Source organism: Enterobacter sp. MG-EB028 (genome assembly GCF_056673305.1).
In genome coordinates this window covers 2644995-2664017 of the sequence record NZ_CP195079.1, presented here as the reverse complement: position 1 = coordinate 2664017, position 19023 = coordinate 2644995, and the positions used below count along the sequence as shown (strand labels likewise).

The 19023-nt window shown below is 54.3% G+C and carries 18 protein-coding genes; 17 read left to right on the top strand and 1 reads right to left on the bottom strand.

Annotated elements, in window-relative coordinates; genetic code table 11:
• Window positions 1-17 precede the first annotated feature (17 nt).
• From pspB to ACR42C_RS12610, 14 genes are all read left to right on the top strand, one after another.
• The gene (gene pspB / locus ACR42C_RS12675) at window positions 18-242 is read left to right on the top strand and encodes an envelope stress response membrane protein PspB (protein WP_116339525.1); all 225 of its coding nucleotides are present in this window, start codon (window positions 18-20) and stop codon (window positions 240-242) included.
• Entirely contained in the window at window positions 242-601 is a 360-nt protein-coding gene (gene pspC, locus ACR42C_RS12670) for an envelope stress response membrane protein PspC (protein ID WP_116339527.1), read from the top strand. Before pspB ends, pspC begins: the two co-directional genes overlap by 1 nt.
• Before the next feature lie 12 nt (window positions 602-613).
• Window positions 614-838, top strand: a complete 225-nt coding sequence (gene pspD, locus ACR42C_RS12665; protein WP_320720645.1) for a phage shock protein PspD — start codon at window positions 614-616, stop codon at window positions 836-838.
• Window positions 839-1021: 183 nt separating this feature from the next.
• On the top strand, window positions 1022-2719 hold the full coding sequence (locus ACR42C_RS12660) for a sugar phosphorylase (protein ID WP_226857656.1): 1698 nt from the start codon (window positions 1022-1024) through the stop codon (window positions 2717-2719).
• Window positions 2720-2732: 13 nt separating this feature from the next.
• On the top strand, window positions 2733-4025 hold the full coding sequence (locus ACR42C_RS12655) for an ABC transporter substrate-binding protein (RefSeq protein WP_479984175.1): 1293 nt from the start codon (window positions 2733-2735) through the stop codon (window positions 4023-4025).
• Between the two features lie 22 nt (window positions 4026-4047).
• Window positions 4048-4929, top strand: a complete 882-nt coding sequence (locus ACR42C_RS12650; RefSeq protein WP_028013373.1) for a carbohydrate ABC transporter permease — start codon at window positions 4048-4050, stop codon at window positions 4927-4929.
• Window positions 4916-5758, top strand: coding sequence for a carbohydrate ABC transporter permease (locus ACR42C_RS12645; protein ID WP_151413656.1), 843 nt, complete (start codon window positions 4916-4918; stop codon window positions 5756-5758). The genes ACR42C_RS12650 and ACR42C_RS12645 overlap by 14 nt, the downstream gene beginning before the upstream one ends.
• A 30-nt stretch (window positions 5759-5788) precedes the next feature.
• Window positions 5789-6841, top strand: coding sequence for a D-guloside 3-dehydrogenase (gene ycjQ / locus ACR42C_RS12640; RefSeq protein ID WP_116339535.1), 1053 nt, complete (start codon window positions 5789-5791; stop codon window positions 6839-6841).
• 17 nt (window positions 6842-6858) lie between these two features.
• On the top strand, window positions 6859-7647 hold the full coding sequence (gene ycjR, locus ACR42C_RS12635) for a 3-dehydro-D-guloside 4-epimerase (protein ID WP_166711400.1): 789 nt from the start codon (window positions 6859-6861) through the stop codon (window positions 7645-7647).
• 11 nt (window positions 7648-7658) lie between these two features.
• A complete protein-coding gene (gene ycjS / locus ACR42C_RS12630; protein WP_316379276.1) occupies window positions 7659-8717 on the top strand; it encodes a D-glucoside 3-dehydrogenase in 1059 nt (352 codons plus the stop codon).
• On the top strand, window positions 8711-10990 hold the full coding sequence (locus tag ACR42C_RS12625; RefSeq protein ID WP_479984174.1) for a glycoside hydrolase family 65 protein: 2280 nt from the start codon (window positions 8711-8713) through the stop codon (window positions 10988-10990). The genes ycjS and ACR42C_RS12625 overlap by 7 nt, the downstream gene beginning before the upstream one ends.
• Window positions 10980-11645 carry a beta-phosphoglucomutase gene (gene pgmB / locus ACR42C_RS12620; protein WP_479984173.1) on the top strand — a complete coding sequence of 222 codons (666 nt, stop codon included), beginning with the start codon at window positions 10980-10982 and terminating at the stop codon, window positions 11643-11645. Before ACR42C_RS12625 ends, pgmB begins: the two co-directional genes overlap by 11 nt.
• 13 nt (window positions 11646-11658) lie before the next feature.
• Complete coding sequence (locus tag ACR42C_RS12615) at window positions 11659-12741, top strand: ABC transporter ATP-binding protein (RefSeq protein ID WP_061098026.1); 1083 nt, start codon at window positions 11659-11661, stop codon at window positions 12739-12741.
• A gap of 66 nt (window positions 12742-12807) precedes the next feature.
• On the top strand, window positions 12808-13722 hold the full coding sequence (locus ACR42C_RS12610) for an OmpG family monomeric porin (RefSeq protein WP_479984172.1): 915 nt from the start codon (window positions 12808-12810) through the stop codon (window positions 13720-13722).
• Window positions 13723-13755: 33 nt separating this feature from the next.
• On the opposite strand, the gene ACR42C_RS12605 is transcribed toward ACR42C_RS12610, so the two are convergent.
• Window positions 13756-14766: a LacI family DNA-binding transcriptional regulator gene (locus ACR42C_RS12605; RefSeq protein ID WP_479984171.1), complete on the bottom strand. Its 1011-nt coding sequence runs from the start codon at window positions 14764-14766 to the stop codon at window positions 13756-13758.
• A 155-nt stretch (window positions 14767-14921) separates the two neighbouring features.
• On the opposite strand from ACR42C_RS12605, the gene ACR42C_RS12600 reads away from it, so the two are divergent.
• From ACR42C_RS12600 to tyrR, 3 genes are all read left to right on the top strand, one after another.
• Window positions 14922-16319 (top strand): YcjX family GTP-binding protein, encoded by a 1398-nt coding sequence (locus ACR42C_RS12600; RefSeq protein ID WP_116339550.1) that lies wholly within the window; start codon window positions 14922-14924, stop codon window positions 16317-16319.
• A complete protein-coding gene (locus ACR42C_RS12595) occupies window positions 16316-17368 on the top strand; it encodes a YcjF family protein (RefSeq protein WP_166711388.1) in 1053 nt (350 codons plus the stop codon). The genes ACR42C_RS12600 and ACR42C_RS12595 overlap by 4 nt, the downstream gene beginning before the upstream one ends.
• A gap of 112 nt (window positions 17369-17480) precedes the next feature.
• Window positions 17481-19022, top strand: a complete 1542-nt coding sequence (gene tyrR / locus ACR42C_RS12590) for a transcriptional regulator TyrR (RefSeq protein ID WP_163330870.1) — start codon at window positions 17481-17483, stop codon at window positions 19020-19022.
• Window position 19023: the final 1 nt, after the last annotated feature.

The following is a 19023-nucleotide window of genomic DNA, read 5'->3' as shown; positions in this document are numbered from 1 at the left end:
TACGACAAGGAGTACACATGAGCGCGCTTTTCCTGGCCATTCCCCTGACGATTTTCGTGCTGTTTGTTTTGCCGATTTGGTTATGGCTGCACTACAGCAACCGGTCATCGCGGGACGATTTATCCCAGAGTGAACAACAACGTCTGGCGCAGCTTACCGAGCAGGCGAATAAGATGCGCGATCGCATTCAGGCGCTGGAAGCTATCCTGGATGCAGAACATCCTAACTGGAGGGACCGTTAATGTCAGGACTGAATCTGAATAAAAAATTGTGGCGAATTCCACAGCAGGGCATGGTGCGCGGCGTTTGCGCCGGGCTGGCCCATTATCTTGACGTTCCGGTCAAACTGGTTCGCGTGGTCACGGTGCTGTCGATATTTTTTGGCCTGGCGTTTATCACTTTCGTGGCATACATCGTTCTGTCGTTTGTACTTGACCCGATGCCGGAAGGAGAGCTGGCTGCCGAAGGCGCGCCTACCAGTAACGATCTTCTCAATGCGGTTGACGATCAATTGGCAGCCGGTGAGAAGCGGTTGCGTGAGATGGAGCGTTATGTCACATCCGATACCTTTACGCTGAGAAGTCGTTTTCGTCAGCTTTAAGAGAGAACATACATGAAGAAAAACTGGCAACAGGCCGGTCAGAAGGTAAAACCCGGCCTGAAAATCGCAGGTAAACTGGTTCTGATGACGGCGTTACGTTACGGCCCGGCAGGTGTGGCGGGCTGGGCGATCAAATCTGTTGCCCGCAAGCCGGTCAGAATGTTGCTGGCCTTAGCCCTTGAACCCCTGTTGCAAAAAGCGGCAAAGCGCCTGTCACGCCGCTACTTATCCCGATAATTTACGCTCGCGTTAGCCCTTTCTCTCCCTGGAAGGGCAACGACATTTCATCCTTTCCCCTCACTTTCTTTGCGGCAGCTCACATTACTGCACAGAGCTGCTTTGTAATTGCGTTTTTCAGCCTCCCGGTTCGTTGACAGATATTTTTCAGGGGAGTAGATTGCCCTTCGTGGGACCGCTACCATGGAAAATAATGTGAACGCAAAAATTAAAAATCTTATCAATCATATTTACGGTGAATCATTTTCTGAAGCACATTTTAAAATGTTATTAACAAAGCTTGAACAAGCTGCTGTTGATATTACAGAAAAGCGTAAATCAGGCTGGGATGAAAAAGACGTTGTTCTGATTACCTACGCCGATCAGTTCTCCGCGAAAGGGGAGAAAGCGTTGCCGGTATTTACCCGCTTTTATAATGAGTGGCTTGCTCGCACGTTTTCCCATGTCCACCTTTTACCTTTTTATCCGTGGTCCTCTGATGACGGGTTTTCCGTTATTGATTACCACAACGTTGCGCCTGAAACCGGAACCTGGCAAGACGTTGCTGATTTAAAACAGTCCGCCAGTTTAATGTTTGATTTCGTGTGCAACCATATGTCAGCAAAAAGTGAATGGTTTGCTAATTATCTTGCGCAGAAACCTGGCTACGAAGATTTCTTTATTGCTGTCGATCCTGAAACCGATTTATCTGCGGTAACGCGTCCTCGCGCATTACCGTTGCTGACGCCATTTACGCTGCATGATGGCAGCGTGCGTCATCTTTGGACCACCTTCAGTGATGACCAGATCGATCTCAACTTCGCCTCGCCTCAGGTGCTGATTGCGATGGTTGACGTGCTGCTCCATTACCTGGCGGAAGGGGCGCGTTATATCCGTCTGGATGCCGTCGGGTTTATGTGGAAAATCCCTGGAACAAGCTGCATCCACCTGGAACAGACCCACTGTCTTATCCAGCTTTTCCGTGCCATTACCGAGGCCGTGGCGCCAGGAACGGTGATCATTACTGAGACTAACGTTCCTCATAAGGACAATATCTCTTACTTCGGCGACGGTGAAAATGAAGCCCAGATGGTCTATCAGTTCTCCTTGCCACCGCTGGTGCTGCATGCAGTGCACCGTCAGGATGTTAAAGCCCTCTGTCAGTGGGCGGGATCGCTGGCGCTGCCTTCAACAAAAACAACCTGGTTCAACTTCCTGGCGTCTCATGACGGTATCGGTCTGAACCCGCTGCGCGGCATTTTGCCGGAATCAGAAATCCTCGCACTGGTTGAAAAACTTCAGCAGGAAGGGGCACTGGTCAACTGGAAAAATAATCCTGACGGAACGCGCAGTCCTTACGAAATCAATGTGACCTATCTTGACGCGTTAAGTGCGCAAAACAGTTCCGATGATGAACGCATTGCGCGCTTTATTCTGGCGCATGCGGTGCTGTTAAGTTTCCCAGGCGTACCTGCCGTGTATATTCAAAGCATTCTTGGCTCCCGTAACGATTATGAAGGGGTCGAGCGCCTCGGCTATAACCGCGCGATAAACCGCAAGAAATATACCGCGGGTCAGGTTGATCTTGAACTTAATAATAAAAATAGCATTCGGCATAAGATTTATTCCCGTTTAAGCGAATATATTGCGATCCGACGTGGGGAAAGTGCGTTTCACCCTGATGCACAGGCAATTTTTGAATCACTGGATGAACAAATTCTTAAAATTGTTCGCGTGGCTGAAAATGGTGAGAGAATTACAGCGCTGTTTAATTTTAGTAATAACGTTCATACCGTTTATGGGGACACGCTTACTGGTATGGAATTACTATCAGGACAAGCTGTTAGCGGTAAAGAACTGACCCTCAATCCATGGCAGGTTATGTGGATTAAAGAAAACTAAAAAGGACCCTAAAATGAAAATGCCCAAAATTGTGCTGTTATCAGCGCTGGTTTCGTGCGCCCTGTTATCAGGCTGTAAGGATGATAAAGCGTCTGCTGTGACCATTGAGTTCATGCACTCGTCAGTAGAGCAGGAGCGTCAGGCGGTTATTACGAAACTGATCAAAAAATTCGAGAAAGAAAACCCTGGCATTACGGTGAAGCAGGTACCGGTGGAAGAAGACGCCTACAACACCAAGGTGATTACGCTCGCCAGAACGGGCGCGCTGCCTGAAGTGATTGAAGTCAGCCATGATTACGCGAAAGTCATGGATAAGGAACAGCTGCTGGATCGCAAGGCTGTCGGCGACGTCATTAAAGCGGTAGGCGAAAAGACCTTCTATGACGGGATCCTGCGCGTTGTACGTACCGAAGACGGTACAGCCTGGACGGGCGTGCCGATGAGTGCCTGGCTGTCCGGCGTCTGGTATCACAAAGATGTGCTTGCTGCCGCGGGTATCCAGGAGCCGCATAACTGGGAACAGCTGCTGAACGCCAGCCAGAAACTTAACGACCCGGCCAGGAAACATTACGGCATTGCGCTGCCCACAGCGGAAAGCGTCATGACCGAGCAGGCGTTCTCTCAGTTTGCGCTGTCCGGCGGCGCGAACGTTTTTGATGCCAACGGAAACGTTGAAATTGATACCCCTGAAATGGCGAAAGCACTGGCGTTCTATAAAGCGCTGGCCGCGACCACCATGCCGGGCTCGAACGACGTCATGGAGATCAAAGATGCCTTCATGAACGGTTCTGCACCGATGGCCGTCTATTCCACCTACATCCTGCCGGCAGTATTCCAGGATGGTAACCCTGCCAACCTTGGCTTCGTCGTGCCTACAGAAAAGTCCTCTGCCGTTTACGGCATGGTCACGTCGCTGACGATCACCACCGGCCAAACCGAAGAAGAAACGCAAGCGGCTGAAAAGTTTGTGACGTGGATGGAGCAGGCTCAAAACGCAACCGACTGGGTCATGATGTCGCCGGGCGCGGCGCTGCCGGTGAACACGCTGGTGGTTGGCACGGACACCTGGAAAAACAACGACGTGATTAAAGCGTTTGGGCAACTGCCTTATGAGCTGATCGCCCAGTTCCCGAACGTGCAGGTATTTGGCGCTGTCGGCGACAAAAACTTCACGCGCATGGGCGATGTGACAGGCTCCGGCATTATCAGCTCCATGGTGCATAACGTCACTGTGGGTAAACAAGATCTCAGCGCAACGCTTAGCAAGAGCCAAAAGCGACTGACTGACCTGATTTCACAACGATAGGAGCGCTCTGCGGAAGGAAATTATGAAGACGTTGTTTTCTGGTCGTTCAGATATGCCTTTCGCCATGCTGCTGTTGGCCCCCAGCCTGATTTTGCTGGGGGGCCTGGTGGCCTGGCCAATGATTTCCAATATTGAAATCAGTTTTTTACGTCTGCCGCTTAACCCGCGTATTGATGCGGTGTTCGTCGGCCTGGATAACTACATCCGCATTCTGGGGGATGCTGCGTTCTGGCATTCACTGTGGATGACGTTCTGGTATACGGCGCTGGTCGTGCTCGGCAGCACCGGGCTGGGGCTTGCCGTCGCCATCTTCTTTAACCGTGAGTTTCGTCTGCGTAAGACGGCGCGTTCGCTGGTGATTTTATCCTACGTGACGCCGTCTATTTCCCTGGTGTTTGCCTGGAAATACATGTTCAACAACGGCTACGGCATTGTGAACTATTTGGGCGTCGATCTGCTGCATCTGTATGACCAGGCGCCGCTCTGGTTCGACAACCCTGGCAGCAGCTTTGTGCTGGTGGTGCTGTTCGCCATCTGGCGTTACTTCCCGTATGCCTTTATCTCATTCCTGGCAATTTTGCAGACCATTGATAAATCGTTGTACGAAGCGGCAGAGATGGATGGAGCAAACGCCTGGCAGCGTTTCCGTATCGTCACGTTGCCCGCCATCATGCCTGTGCTGGCAACGGTGGTCACGCTGCGAACTATCTGGATGTTCTACATGTTTGCGGATGTTTATCTGCTGACCACGAAGGTCGATATTCTGGGCGTGTATCTCTATAAAACCGCCTTTGCATTCAACGATCTGGGTAAAGCAGCCGCCATTTCCGTTGTGCTGTTTGTGATCATCTTCGCCGTCATTCTGCTGACCAGAAAAAGGGTAAACCTCAATGGCAACAAATAAACGCATACTGGGCCGTATTGGTTTCTATCTGGGGCTGGCGGTATTTCTGATTATCACGCTGTTCCCGTTCTTCGTGATGCTGATGACGTCATTCAAAAGCGCGAAAGAGGCCATATCGCTGAATCCGACTATTCTGCCGCAGGCGTGGACGCTTCAGCATTATGTCGACATCTTTAACCCGCTGATCTTCCCGTTTGTGGATTACTTCCGCAACAGCATGGTGGTGTCGCTGACGTCGTCGGTAATTGCGGTGTTTCTCGGCACACTGGGCGCTTACGCCTTGTCCAAACTGCGTTTTAAAGGACGCACGACGATCAATGCGAGCTTCTACACCGTCTATATGTTCTCCGGGATATTGCTGGTGGTGCCGCTGTTCAAAATCATTACCGCGCTCGGCATTTATGACACTGAACTGGCGCTGATCATCACCATGGTGACCCAGACATTGCCTACGGCGGTATTCATGCTGCGCAGCTATTTCGACACCATTCCGGACGAAATAGAAGAGGCCGCGATGATGGATGGTCTGAACCGACTGCAAATCATCTTCCGCATTACCGTGCCGCTGGCCATTTCCGGTCTCGTGTCGGTGTTTGTTTACTGCTTCATGGTGGCATGGAACGACTACCTGTTTGCCTCCATTTTCCTGTCCAGTGCCAGCAACTTTACCCTGCCGGTCGGGCTGAACACGCTCTTTAGTACGCCAGATTATATCTGGGGTCGCATGATGGCGGCATCGCTGGTGACGGCGCTTCCGGTGGTCATCATGTACGCACTCTCTGAACGTTTTATTAAAAGTGGTTTGACCGCCGGTGGCGTCAAGGGCTAAGGCGGCCAATTTTTTTATCAGGAGCAAGTTATGAAGAAGTTAGTTGCGACAGCGCCACGCGTGGCGGCGCTGGTGGAATATGAAGACCGTGCTGTGGAAGCACATGAAGTGAAAATTCGCGCCCGCTTTGGCGCCCCGAAGCACGGAACGGAAGTCGTGGATTTCCGCGCGGCAAGCCCGTTTATTGATGAAGAGTTCAACGCAGAGTGGCAGATGTTCACGCCGCGTGAAGAGGGCGCTGCGCGCGGTATCGAATTCGGTAAGTTCCAGCTGGGCAACATGATCGTTGGCGACATTATTGAATGCGGTGCAGACGTGACGGAATACCAGGTCGGCGACAGCGTCTGCTGCTACGGCCCGCTGCAGGAGACGGTCATCGTTAACGCGGTGAACAACTATAAGCTGCGTAAAATGCCGCAGGGCGCGTCCTGGAAGAATGCCGTTTGCTACGATCCGGCGCAGTTCGCCATGAGCGGCGTACGTGATGCCAACGTCCGCGTGGGCGACTTTGTTGTCGTGGTCGGTCTGGGAGCCATCGGGCAGATTGCGATTCAGCTGGCGAAAAAAGCCGGTGCGTCAGTGGTTATCGGCGTTGATCCGATTGAACACCGCTGTGAGATCGCTCGTCGTCACGGTGCGGACCACTGCCTGAATCCAATCGGTACCGATGTGGGTCTGGAAATCAAAAAGCTGACCGGCAAGCAGGGCGCAGACGTGATCATCGAAACCAGCGGGTTTGCGGATGCACTGCAGTCGGCGCTGCGCGGACTCGCCTATGGCGGAACCATCTCCTACGTGGCGTTCGCCAAGCCGTTTGCCGCGGGTTTCAACCTCGGCCGCGAAGCGCATTTCAACAACGCGAAGATTGTCTTCTCCCGCGCCTGCAGTGAACCCAACCCGGACTATCCGCGCTGGAGCCGCAAGCGTATCGAAGAGACCTGCTGGGAATTGCTGATGAACGGTTATCTGAATTGTGAAGATCTGATCGACCCGGTCGTGACCTTCGCCACCAGCCCGGAAAGCTATATGAAGTATGTCGATCAGCACCCGGAACTCAGTATCAAAATGGGCGTCACTTTTTAAGCTAAGGACAGCAAATCATGAAGATCGCAACACAAAACCAGGCATTTTTCCCGTCCAGCATTATGGAAAAATTCGAGTACATCAAAGCAATGGGTTTTGATGGCTACGAAATTGACGGCCGCCTGCTGGTTGAAAACCTCGACGAAGTGAAAGCCGCTATCAAAGCCACTGGCCTGCCGGTGACGACAGCATGTGGCGGATACGATGGCTGGATCGGTGATTTCATCGAAGAACGCCGTCTGAACGGGTTACAGCAGATCGAACGCATTCTGGAAGCGCTGGCGGAAGTCGGCGGAAAGGGCATTATCGTGCCTGCTGCCTGGGGGATGTTTACCTTCCGTCTGCCGCCAATGACCTCCCCACGCAGCCTCGACGGTGACCGCAAAGCGGTTAGCGCCTCGCTGCGCTGGCTGGATGAAGTGGCGGCGCGCACCGGTACTACCGTCTACCTGGAACCGCTGAACCGCTATCAGGATCATATGATCAACACCCTGGCAGACGCGCGTCGTTATATCGAAGAGAACGGCCTGAAGCACGTGCAGATCATCGGCGACTTCTATCATATGAACATTGAAGAAGACTCGCTGACGGACGCGCTGCATCAGAACCGCGATCTGCTGGGTCATGTGCACATTGCAGATAATCATCGCTATCAGCCGGGCAGCGGCAGCCTTGATTTTGCCAGCCTGTTCGACCAGCTGCGTGCCGATAACTATCAGGGATACGTGGTATATGAATGCCGTGTTCGCGCCGAGGATCCGGCTAAGGCTTATCAGGACTCTCTCACTTATTTGCGTGAATGCTAAGGATGACGAGCGTGATGAGTGCTTCTACACCTTCGCCTCTGCGCGTCGCCATTATTGGCGCCGGGCAGGTCGCGGACAAAGTGCATGCCTCGTATTACGCCACGCGCAGTGATGTTCAAATGGTGGCTGTCATGGACAGCCGCCTTGAGCAGGCACAGGCGTTCGCGGAACGTTATGCTATTCCATCGGCATGGCAGGACGCTCACGAGATGTTGCAGGCAGTAAAACCGGATGTGGTGAGCGTCTGTTCGCCCAACCGGTTCCATTTTGAACACGTGATGGCGGCCCTTGCAGCAGGTTGCCACGTTATGTGTGAAAAGCCCCCGGCGATGACGCCGGAACAGGCCGACCAGATGCGCATCGCGGCGCGCAAGGCAGGAAAAGTCCTGGCGTACGATTTCCACCATCGCTTTGCCCTGGATACCCAACTGCTGCGTGATGCGGTAATGAACGGGACGCTCGGTGAAGTTTACTTTACCTCGGCGCAGGCGCTGCGCCGCTGCGGCGTACCGGGATGGGGCGTTTTTACCAACAAATCGTTACAGGGTGGCGGACCGCTGATTGATATCGGTATTCATATGCTTGACGCCGCAATGTATGTTCTGGGTTTCCCGGCGGTAAAACGGGTGACTGCGCACAGCTTCCAGAGGCTGGGAAACCGTAAAAGCGCCGGTCAGTTTGGCGAGTGGGATCCTGCGCAATTTACCGTGGAAGATGCCCTGTTTGGCACGATTGAATTCTGCAACGGCGGCATTCTGCGTCTGGATACCTCCTTTGCGCTTAACATTCGCGATCAGTCCATCATGAACGTCTCTTTCTGCGGAGAAAAGGCGGGTGCAACGCTGTTCCCGGCGCACATCTACAACGACGAAGCCGGTGTTTTAGAAACCGTTACCCAGCGCGAAGAGGCGGACGATCAGCGCCATCTGCGCAGCATGGATGCCTTTGTGCGCCATGTGCAGGGAGAGCCCGTCATGATTGCCGATGCAGAACAGGGACTGGTTATTCAGCAGCTTGTCGCCGCGCTGTATGAATCAGCAGAAACAGGGGAAAGCGTGACATTATGCTGAACGTGTCTGTATTAACCGATCCGGGCTTTTGTCCTCACAGCCTGAATAAATATGCCTCTGTCATGGCCACCGGCAATGGCTACATGGGCATTCGCGCTGTGCACGAAGAAGATTACACCCAGCAGACCAGAGGCATGTATCTCGCGGGGCTGTATCACCGTGCGGGGCGCAATGAGACCACTGAGCTGGTCAATCTGCCGGATATCACCGGGATTGATGTTGAGCTGGATGGCATCAATTTCACCCTCCTTTCAGGGGAAATCCTTGAGTGGCAGCGCGAGCTGACCTTTGCGAACGGCGAGCTGCATCGTAACGTGGTCTGGCGTTCACCCAACGGGAAGCGCTATAGGCTGGAGAGCCGTCGTTTTGTGTCGCTGGACCAGTTGCCTTTAGTGGCTATGCAGCTCTCGATCACGCCTCTTGATGGCGCCACGCAGGCGGTGCTGAAAACCGGCATCGACGCAACGCAAACGAACAGCGGCAGACAGCATCTGGATGAAGTCTCGGTCAGGGTTTTTGACCAGCACTACATGCAGGGCGTGTATGAAACGCAGGATCGGGCGTCAGAGGTTGTTGTTTCGGCGTTTTGTCAGCTCTCAGCGAAGAGCGACAGCTGCTTCACCGCCAAAAATCGACGTCTCAGCGTTCACCATTCGCTGACGATTGCTCAGGGTGACACTGTCACGCTTGAGAAAATCGTCTGGCTGACGCATCGCAGTGATAAAGCGCTGTCGCAGGAGTCTTTCGCGCGCAACGCACTGGCCGATCTCAAAGTCTCTGCGGCAAGAGGTTACGACGCGTTGCTTGAAAGCTCAGCGTATGCCTGGAAAGACGTCTGGCGTGACGCTCGGGTGGAGGTGGCTTCCGCTGAACATCAGGATCAGATGGCGCTGGATTATGCTGTCTGGCATCTGACCACGATGACGCCTGCCCATGACGAGCGAAGCAGTATTGCTGCAAAAGGGCTGACGGGAGAGGGTTATAAAGGCCACGTTTTCTGGGATACCGAAATTTTCCTGCTGCCTTTCCATCTGTTTACCCGCCCGCAGATTGCCCGTAGCCTTCTGCGCTATCGCTGGCTTAATCTCTCAGGTGCCCGGGAAAAAGCCCGTCGTAACGGCTGGCCTGGCGCGCTGTTCCCATGGGAAAGCGCCGCAAGCGGAGAGGAAGAGACGCCAGAGTTCGCGGCGATTAACATCCGCACCGGGGTACGCCAGAAGGTGGCGTCCGCACTTGCTGAACATCACATCGTGGCAGATATCGCCTGGGCCGTCGTCGCTTACTGGCAGGCAACGCACGATGATGCCTTTATGCGTAATGAAGGCCTGACGCTGCTGATGGAAACGGCCTTGTTCTGGATGGGACGCGCCACTGAAATCAATGGTCGTCTGGAAATCCATGACGTGATCGGACCGGACGAATACACCGAACACGTGAACAACAACGCCTACACCAACTATCTGGCCTGGCACAACGTGGCCTGCGCGCGCCAGTTTATGGCGATGTTTGAGCGTGAGGATACGCGTTTTACGGAGAATGCCACGCAGTTCCTGGCGCGCTTATGGCTGCCAGAGGCTGATGCAGACGGTGTGATCCCGCAGGATGATACCTTCATGTCTAAACCTGCCATCGATCTGAGCCGCTACAAAGCCAAAGCGGGTAAACAGACGATTCTGCTCGATTATTCCCGCGCGGAAGTGAACGAGATGCAGATCCTTAAGCAGGCCGATGTGGTGATGCTTAACTACCTGTTGCCGGAGCGGTTTACGCCACAGCAATGCGCCACCAATCTGGCGTTTTATGAGCCACGCACGATCCATGACTCATCCCTGAGCAAGGCCATTCACGGGATTGTCCTCGCGCGCTGCGGTGACACTCAGGGGGCCTATGCCTTCTGGCGCGACGGCATCGCCATTGATTTGGGCGACGATCCGCACAGCAGCGATGAGGGCATTCATGCCGCGGCCACCGGTGCGATCTGGTCTGGCGCAATTCAGGGGTTTGCTGGCCTGCAAATCATTGAAGGGGAACTGCATCTCGCGCCGAAACTGCCTGCTCACTGGCAGAAACTTGCCTTCCCTCTGCGGTGGCGGAACGCAACCATGCACTTCACCTATGAAAACGAGGTGTTAACCATTGAAACCACGGCACCTGCCACGCTGACGCTGTGGGGCAAAACGCTGCACGTATCGGAGCGAAAAGTTTGCGTCTGTAAGGACTTTTCTGCATCCGCTGTTGGGACCGCTACCACGGAGGGGCACCATGACGCTTAAGGCTGTCGTATTCGATCTGGACGGTGTGATCACCGATACCGCACATCTCCACTTTCTGGCGTGGCGCGCCGTGGCGGAAGACATTGGCATCACCTTTGATGAAGTCTTTAACGAACAGCTGAAGGGGATAAGCCGCATGGATTCCCTCCAGCGCATTCTCAAGCATGGCGATAAAACGGGGATGTTTAGCGAGGAGCAGTGCCTGGCGCTTGCGACGAAAAAAAACGCGCTTTACGTCCAGTCGCTGGCATCACTAACGCAGGATTCTCTGCTGCCGGGGATCCGCGACGTGCTGGCGGAGATCCGTGCCGCGAAGGTCAAAATTGGGCTGGCATCCGTATCGCTCAATGCCCCAGGGATTTTGCACGCGCTGGGCATCGATGGGGCCTTCGATTTTTGCGCTGATGCTTCCCGCATTCGCCGCTCAAAGCCGGACCCGGAGATCTTTCTTGCAGCCTGTGCGGGGCTGAATGTGCGTCCTGAAGAGGCCATCGGCATTGAAGATGCCGCTGCGGGTGTTGAAGCAATCAACGCCGCAGGAATGCTGTCGGTCGGGATTGGGCCTGGCCTTAACCATGCGGGATTACAACTTCATTCAACGCGGGAACTGACCTGGAAATGCCTGACAGATTTCTGGGCGTCCCGGGCGTATTGATAAGGAATAAATTATGGCTCAACTGTCTCTGAAACATATTCAGAAAATCTATGATAACCAGGTCCACGTGGTTAAGGATTTCAACCTCGAAATTGAAGACAAAGAGTTTATTGTTTTCGTCGGTCCGTCGGGATGCGGTAAATCCACCACGCTGCGAATGATTGCCGGTCTTGAGGAGATCAGCGCGGGTGAACTGATTATCGACGGCGTTTGCATGAATGACGTGCCCGCCAAGTCGCGCGATATTGCGATGGTATTCCAGAACTACGCGCTTTATCCGCATATGACGGTCTACGACAACATGGCGTTTGGCCTGAAAATGCAAAAAATAGCGCCCGCGGTGATTGAAGAGCGCGTTAACTGGGCGGCGCAGATTTTGGGGTTACGTGAATATCTGAAGCGTAAACCCGGTGCTTTATCGGGCGGTCAGCGCCAGCGCGTGGCGCTGGGCAGGGCGATCGTGCGTGAAGCGGGCGTCTTCCTGATGGATGAGCCGTTATCAAACCTCGATGCCAAGCTTCGTGTGCAGATGCGTGCCGAAATCAGCAAGCTGCACCAGAAGCTTAACACCACCATGATCTATGTAACGCACGACCAGACGGAAGCCATGACGATGGCGACCCGCATCGTGATCCTAAAAGACGGCATCATTCAGCAGGTGGGTGCGCCTAAGCAGGTATACAACGAGCCGGCAAATATGTTTGTCGCAGGGTTCATTGGCTCTCCGGCGATGAACTTCATTCGTGGCGCTATCGACGATCGCTATTTCGTAACGGAAACGCTGCGTCTGGAGATCCCTGAGGACAAGCTGGCCGAGCTGAATGCGCAAGGTTACCAGCGTAAAGCCGTCGTCTTCGGGATCCGTCCGGAAGATATTCTCACCCTGCAGAGCAGCGGAGAAGATATCACGGCGAAAGTCAGCGTCGCCGAGCTTACCGGAGCCGAATTTATGCTTTATGCCACCGTGGGCGGCCATGAACTGGTTGTCCGTGCGGGCGCGGCCAATGACTACGTAGCCGGAGATACTATCGGCATTCAATTCGATATGAATAAGTGCCATTTCTTCGACGCCGATACCGAAGCGGCTATTAGATAAGAAAGGTGTTTGCCGGAAATGCAAATTTCCGGTTTTTTTGTTTGTTAATTATAAAGGGAATATTTAATGAGTACTCTACTAAGAAGTGCTGCGCTCGTTCTGTGCGCAGGGGTTAGCTGCGCGCAAGCAACAGAATCCGCAAAGCAGTGGGCGTTTAATATCGGTGCCATGTATGAAATTGAAAACGTCGAAGGTCAGGGCGACGATAAAGATGGATTATATGAACCTTCCGTGTGGTTTAATGCAACATGGGATGCCTGGACGATCTCTCTGGCAATGTATCAGGAAGGACCGGTTGATTATAGCAGCATGACGCGTGGTACCTATTTCGATCGCCCGGAATTTGAATTACGCTATCGCTTTATCGGCACCGATGATTTTACTTTCGGTCTGACCGGTGGCTTCCGCAATTATGGTTATCACTTTAAAGATGAGCACGGTGCCAAAGACGGCAGCGCTAATATGCAGCGCTACAAAGTTCAGCCTGACTGGGATATTAAATTAACCGACGACTGGCGCTTTGGCGGCTGGTTTGCCATGTACCAGTTTGCCAACGATCTGGAAAAAACCGGTTATTCTGACAGCCGCGTCGAGACCGAAACGGGCTTTACCTGGACTATCAATGAAACCTTCTCCGCCAAGGTGAATTACTATTTAGAGCGCGGCTTCAATATGGACAGCTCGCGCAATAACGGCGAGTTTTCGACCCAGGAAATTCGTGCCTATCTGCCGATCTCATTAGGCCAGACGACGTTAACGCCTTATACCCGACTGGGTCTCGATCGCTGGTCAAACTGGGACTGGCAGGACGATCCAACGCGTGAAGGGCATGATTTCAACCGTCTGGGTATGCTGTACGCCTATGATTTTAACAACGGTTTATCCATGACGCTGGAATATGCCTACGAATGGGAAAACCACGATGAAGGTGAGAGCGATCGCTTCCACTATGCGGGTGTCGGCGTGAACTACGCGTTCTGATAACGTTTTACCAGGGGCGATTGCCCCTGGTTTTTAGCGCAAGGACGCTGCATCCGAAAAATGCGTTTCAACCAATACCTTATGCGGCGCAGGTTTACCTGCAATACGCTTAAATAACACGTTGCAGCTCTCTTCGCCGAGCTTTCTCGTCGGGATATCAAACCCACCGGGAGCAGGAGTTAATACGAGAGACAGCATCGGGTCGCTGTATCCTGCCATGGCAACCTGCTCGGGAACCATCAGATTTAACTCATCCGCTGCCCGATAAAGACCCAGCAATTTCATGCTGTCTGTGGCAAAAACGGCATTGGGCGGGTTATCGGACGAGAGTAATTTGCAGGCTGCCTGAAGCGCGCTTTCATGGGTATATCCCCCATCAATGATCCAATCCGGGTTAATGGTGATACCCTGCTTCTCAAGGCTGGATTTATAGCCAGCAAGGCGATCGATAGAAACGTGATAATCGAGCGGGGCATGCAGACAGGCAATTTTTGTTCGTCCATGTTTAATAAACGAATCGACCAAAATAGCGCTGTCGTGGAAATTGTCCGTATCAACAGAATAAATATTCTGGAACTTACCTTCTACTTTCCCAATAACCACTACGGGCACACCGTATTCGTCCAGCGTGGTGAAAAAAGATTCGTTTGCCGGTGAACTCAGCATGATGATCCCTTTGATCATCTTCTGCTTTATTTTTCCCACGCACTTCTGCAGATCGTCCTCGCTGCTTTTCGAGGTTTGTAAAATAACGTCGAATCCTTCTTCTTCCGCTTTTGCCGTAATGGCATGAAGAACGTCGGAGAAAAAAGGGTTACCGGCTGTGGTTTTGGTCGAGCGGGTCGAAATAACCATAATGGCATCGAAGCCAGAAGAGGTCAGGGCGCGGGCCAGTTTGTTGGGCTGATAATTTAATTCGTCTATCGCCTTCAGCACTTTGTCTCGCGCTTCAGGGGAAATATTCGTTTGTTTATTCAGAACTCGGGAAACGGTTGATTTCGATACGCCCGCAACCCGTGCGATATCATAGATGGTGGGTGACATACACCTTACTCACTCCGGACTGACAGCAATGTGGTTCATCTTACTGGAGAGAAAACGGCAATAGCAATAAATAAGAATTGATAATCAACGATCTGCCCCCATTTATTGTATTCTGAAGCCATACATTCCAGGCTTCCGGGCAATGAAGGATGGCGATGAAGCGATTTAAGAACGAATTCAACTCACTGGTGAACCGCGGCGTTGATCGACATTTGCGTCTGGCCGTCACCGGCCTGAGCCGCAGCGGTAAGACGGCGTTCATCACCGCGATGGTAAACCAGTTGCTGAACCTGCACGCCGGCGCGCGCCTGCCGTTGCTCAGCGCCGTGCGGGAAGAGCGTCTGCTGGGCGTTAAGCGCGTCCCTCAGCGTGATTTTGGCATACCGCGTTTTACCTATGACGAAGGGCTGGCGCAGCTTTACGGCGATCCGCCCGCGTGGCCGACGCCGACGCGAGGCGTCAGTGAAATTCGCCTTGCGCTGCGCTTTCGCTCTAATGAATCGCTGATACGTCACTTTAAGGATACCTCCACCCTGTATCTGGAAATTGTCGATTATCCTGGCGAATGGCTGCTCGACCTGCCGATGCTGGGGCAGGACTACCTCAGCTGGTCTCGTCAGATGACAGGCTTGTTGCAGGGGCAACGCGCAGAGTGGTCGACGAAGTGGCGACAGCTGTGCGAAGGCCTGGATCCGCTGGCGCCTGCGGATGAAAACCGTCTGGCGACCATTGCTGAAGCCTGGACGGCCTATCTGCATCAGTGCAAACAGGAAGGGCTGCACTTTATCCAGCCGGGCCGTTTTGTCTTGCCGGGTGATTTAGCAGGCGCGCCCGCGCTGCAGTTCTTCCCGTGGCCGGACGTGGACGGCGCAGGCGAGTCGAAGCTGGCGCAGGCAGACAAACACACGAACGCCGGAATGCTACGCGAGCGTTACAATTACTACTGTGAAAAGGTGGTCAAAGGTTTTTATAAAAACCACTTTTTACGTTTCGACCGCCAGATTGTGCTGGTGGATTGCCTGCAGCCGCTCAACAGCGGGCCGCAGGCATTTAACGATATGCGCCTCGCGCTGACGCAGCTGATGCAGAGTTTCCACTACGGGCAGCGGACGCTGTTCCGTCGTCTGTTCTCACCGGTGATCGACAAGCTGCTGTTTGCAGCCACAAAAGCCGATCACGTTACGGTCGATCAGCACGCCAACATGGTTTCTCTGCTGCAGCAACTGGTGCAGGACGCCTGGCAAAACGCCGCGTTTGAAGGCATCAGTATGGATTGCCTCGGGCTCGCATCGGTGCAGGCGACGCAAAGCGGCCTGATTGACCTTAACGGCGAGAAAATACCGGCATTACGCGGGAATCGGCTCAGTGACGGCGAGCCGCTTACGGTCTATCCCGGCGAAGTCCCCGCGCGGCTGCCGGGCCAGGCCTTCTGGCAGAGCCAGGGCTTCCAGTTTGAAGCCTTCCGCCCTCAGACCATGAGCGTCGATCGGCCGTTACCGCACATCCGTCTGGATGCGGCGCTGGAGTTTTTGATTGGAGATAAATTGCGATGACGGAACCGTTAAAACCGCGCATAGACTTTACCGGAACGCTTGAACCTGATCGTCAGGACGCCTTTAAAACGGCGCAGACGTTCAGCGGCGCGCAGGCGGAGAACTTTGCCCCGGCGCTGCCGGACGATACCGCCGTTGAGGAAGGTCCGGCGGAGGCGGTCGTGGAAGCCGCTCTGCGCCCGAAACGCAGCCTGTGGCGCAAGATGGTCACCGCCGGTCTTGCGCTGTTTGGCGTCAGCGTGGTCGGGCAGGGCGTGCAGTGGGCGATGAACGCCTGGCAAACCCAGGATTGGGTCGCGCTGGGCGGTTGTGCCGCGGGTGCGCTCATCGTGGGGGCGGGTATCGGGTCGGTTGCCACCGAGTGGCGCCGCCTCTGGCGTTTGCGACAGCGCGCGCACGAGCGTGATGAAGCGCGGGATCTTCTCCACAGCCACGGCACCGGCAAAGGCCGCGCCTTCTGCGAAAAACTGGCCAGCCAGGCCGGTATCGATCAGTCACATCCGGCGCTTCAGCGCTGGTATGCCGCCATCCATGAAACCCAGAATGACCGGGAGGTGGTCACGCTCTATTCCCATATGGTTCAGCCGGTACTGGATGCGCAGGCGCGACGCGAGATTAGCCGCTCGGCGGCGGAGTCTACGCTGATGATTGCCGTCAGCCCGCTGGCGCTGGTGGATATGGCCTTTATCGCCTGGCGTAACCTGCGCCTCATCAACCGTATCGCGAACCTTTACGGCATAGAGCTGGGTTACTACAGCCGGCTCAGGCTGTTCAAACTGGTCCTGCTCAATATCGCCTTTGCGGGCGCGAGCGAGCTGGTGCGCGAAGTGGGAATGGACTGGATGTCGCAGGATCTGGCGGCGCGTCTCTCCGCCCGTGCCGCTCAGGGCATTGGCGCGGGCTTACTGACGGCGCGTTTGGGTATCAAAGCGATGGAGGTGTGCCGACCGCTGCCGTGGATTGATGGCGATAAGCCGCGGCTGGGGGATTTCAGGCGAGAGCTGATCGGTCAGCTGAAAGATACGCTCAATAAAAAGCCGGCTCCGTGAGGCGTTGTTCATTAATCGTGCTGGCTGTCAATATTTGTTGACAGCCATCTTCCGGTTCACCGTGTTCTGACATATCATTTTAAGGTTATTGGCTTAAAACGGTGAATTTCCCATGCGTCTTGAAGTCTTCTGTGAAGACCGTCTCGGTCTGACCCGCGAGTTACTCGATCTTCTTGTTTTACGTAGCATTGATTTACGTGGCATTGAGATCGATCCTGTCGGGCGAATTTACCTCAATTTTGCCGAAATTGAATTTAACACCTTCAGCAGCCTGATGGCGGAAATCCGCCGTATCGCTGGCGTTACGGATGTACGCACCATCCCCTGGATGCCCTCCGAACGTGAGCACCTCGCCCTGAGCGCGCTGCTTGAAGCGATGCCTGAGCCGTTCCTCTCTCTGGATCTGAAAAGTAAAGTCGAGCGCGTTAACCACGCGAGCTGCCAGCTTTTCGCGCAGAGCCAGGAGAAGCTCAGCAACCACCACGCCGCGCAGCTGATCCCCGGTTTTAACTTCCAGCGCTGGCTGGACAGCAATCCGCAGAATACGCATAGCGAGCACGTGGTGATAAACGGGCAGAATTTCCTGATGGAGATCACCCCGGTCTATCTGAAAGGGGAAGGAGACACCCGCGTATTGACCGGTTCGGTGATCATGCTGCGCTCGACGCTGCGCATGGGTCGCCAGCTGCAAAACCTCTCCAGCCAGGATGTCGGCGCGTTCAGCCAGATTATTGCCGTCAGCCCGAAAATGCGCCATGTGGTTGACCAGGCGCGCAAGCTTGCCAGCCTGACCGCGCCGCTGCTGATTACCGGCGATACCGGTACCGGGAAAGATTTGCTGGCGCACGCCGTGCACCTGGCAAGCCCGCGTGCGGCAAAACCGTATCTGGCACTTAACTGTGCCTCGATTCCGGAAGATGCTGTTGAAAGCGAGCTGTTTGGTCACGCGCCGGAAGGCAAGAAAGGGTTCTTCGAGCAGGCCAACGGCGGCTCCGTGCTGCTGGATGAAATCGGCGAAATGTCGCCGCGTATGCAGGCCAAACTGCTGCGCTTCCTGAACGACGGGACCTTCCGCCGCGTCGGAGAGGATCACGAAGTTCATGTGGACGTGCGCGTTATCTGCGCCACCCAGAAAAACCTGGTGGAGCTGGTGCAAAAGGGGATCTTCCGTGAGGATCTCTATTACCGCCTTAACGTCCTGACGCTGAACATTCCGCCGTTGCGTGACTGTCCGCAGGACATCATGCCGCTAACGGAGCTGTTTGTGGCCCGCTTTGCCGACGAGCAGGGGGTACCGCGTCCGAAGCTGTCTGCCGATCTCGGCACGGTGCTCATGCGCTACGGCTGGCCGGGCAACATCCGTCAGCTTAAAAACGCCGTTTATCGTGCGCTGACCCAGCTGGAAGGCTATGAACTGCGCCCCCAGGATATCCTGTTGCCGGATTACGACGCCGGGACGGTGTCGGTAGGCGAAGAGGCGATGGAAGGCTCGCTGGATGATATCACCAGCCGCTTTGAGCGCTCCGTGCTTACGCAGCTGTACCGCAGCTATCCCAGCACCCGAAAGCTGGCAAAACGTCTTGGCGTCTCGCATACCGCGATTGCAAATAAGCTACGTGAGTATGGGTTGAATCATAAGAAAGGTGACGAATAAC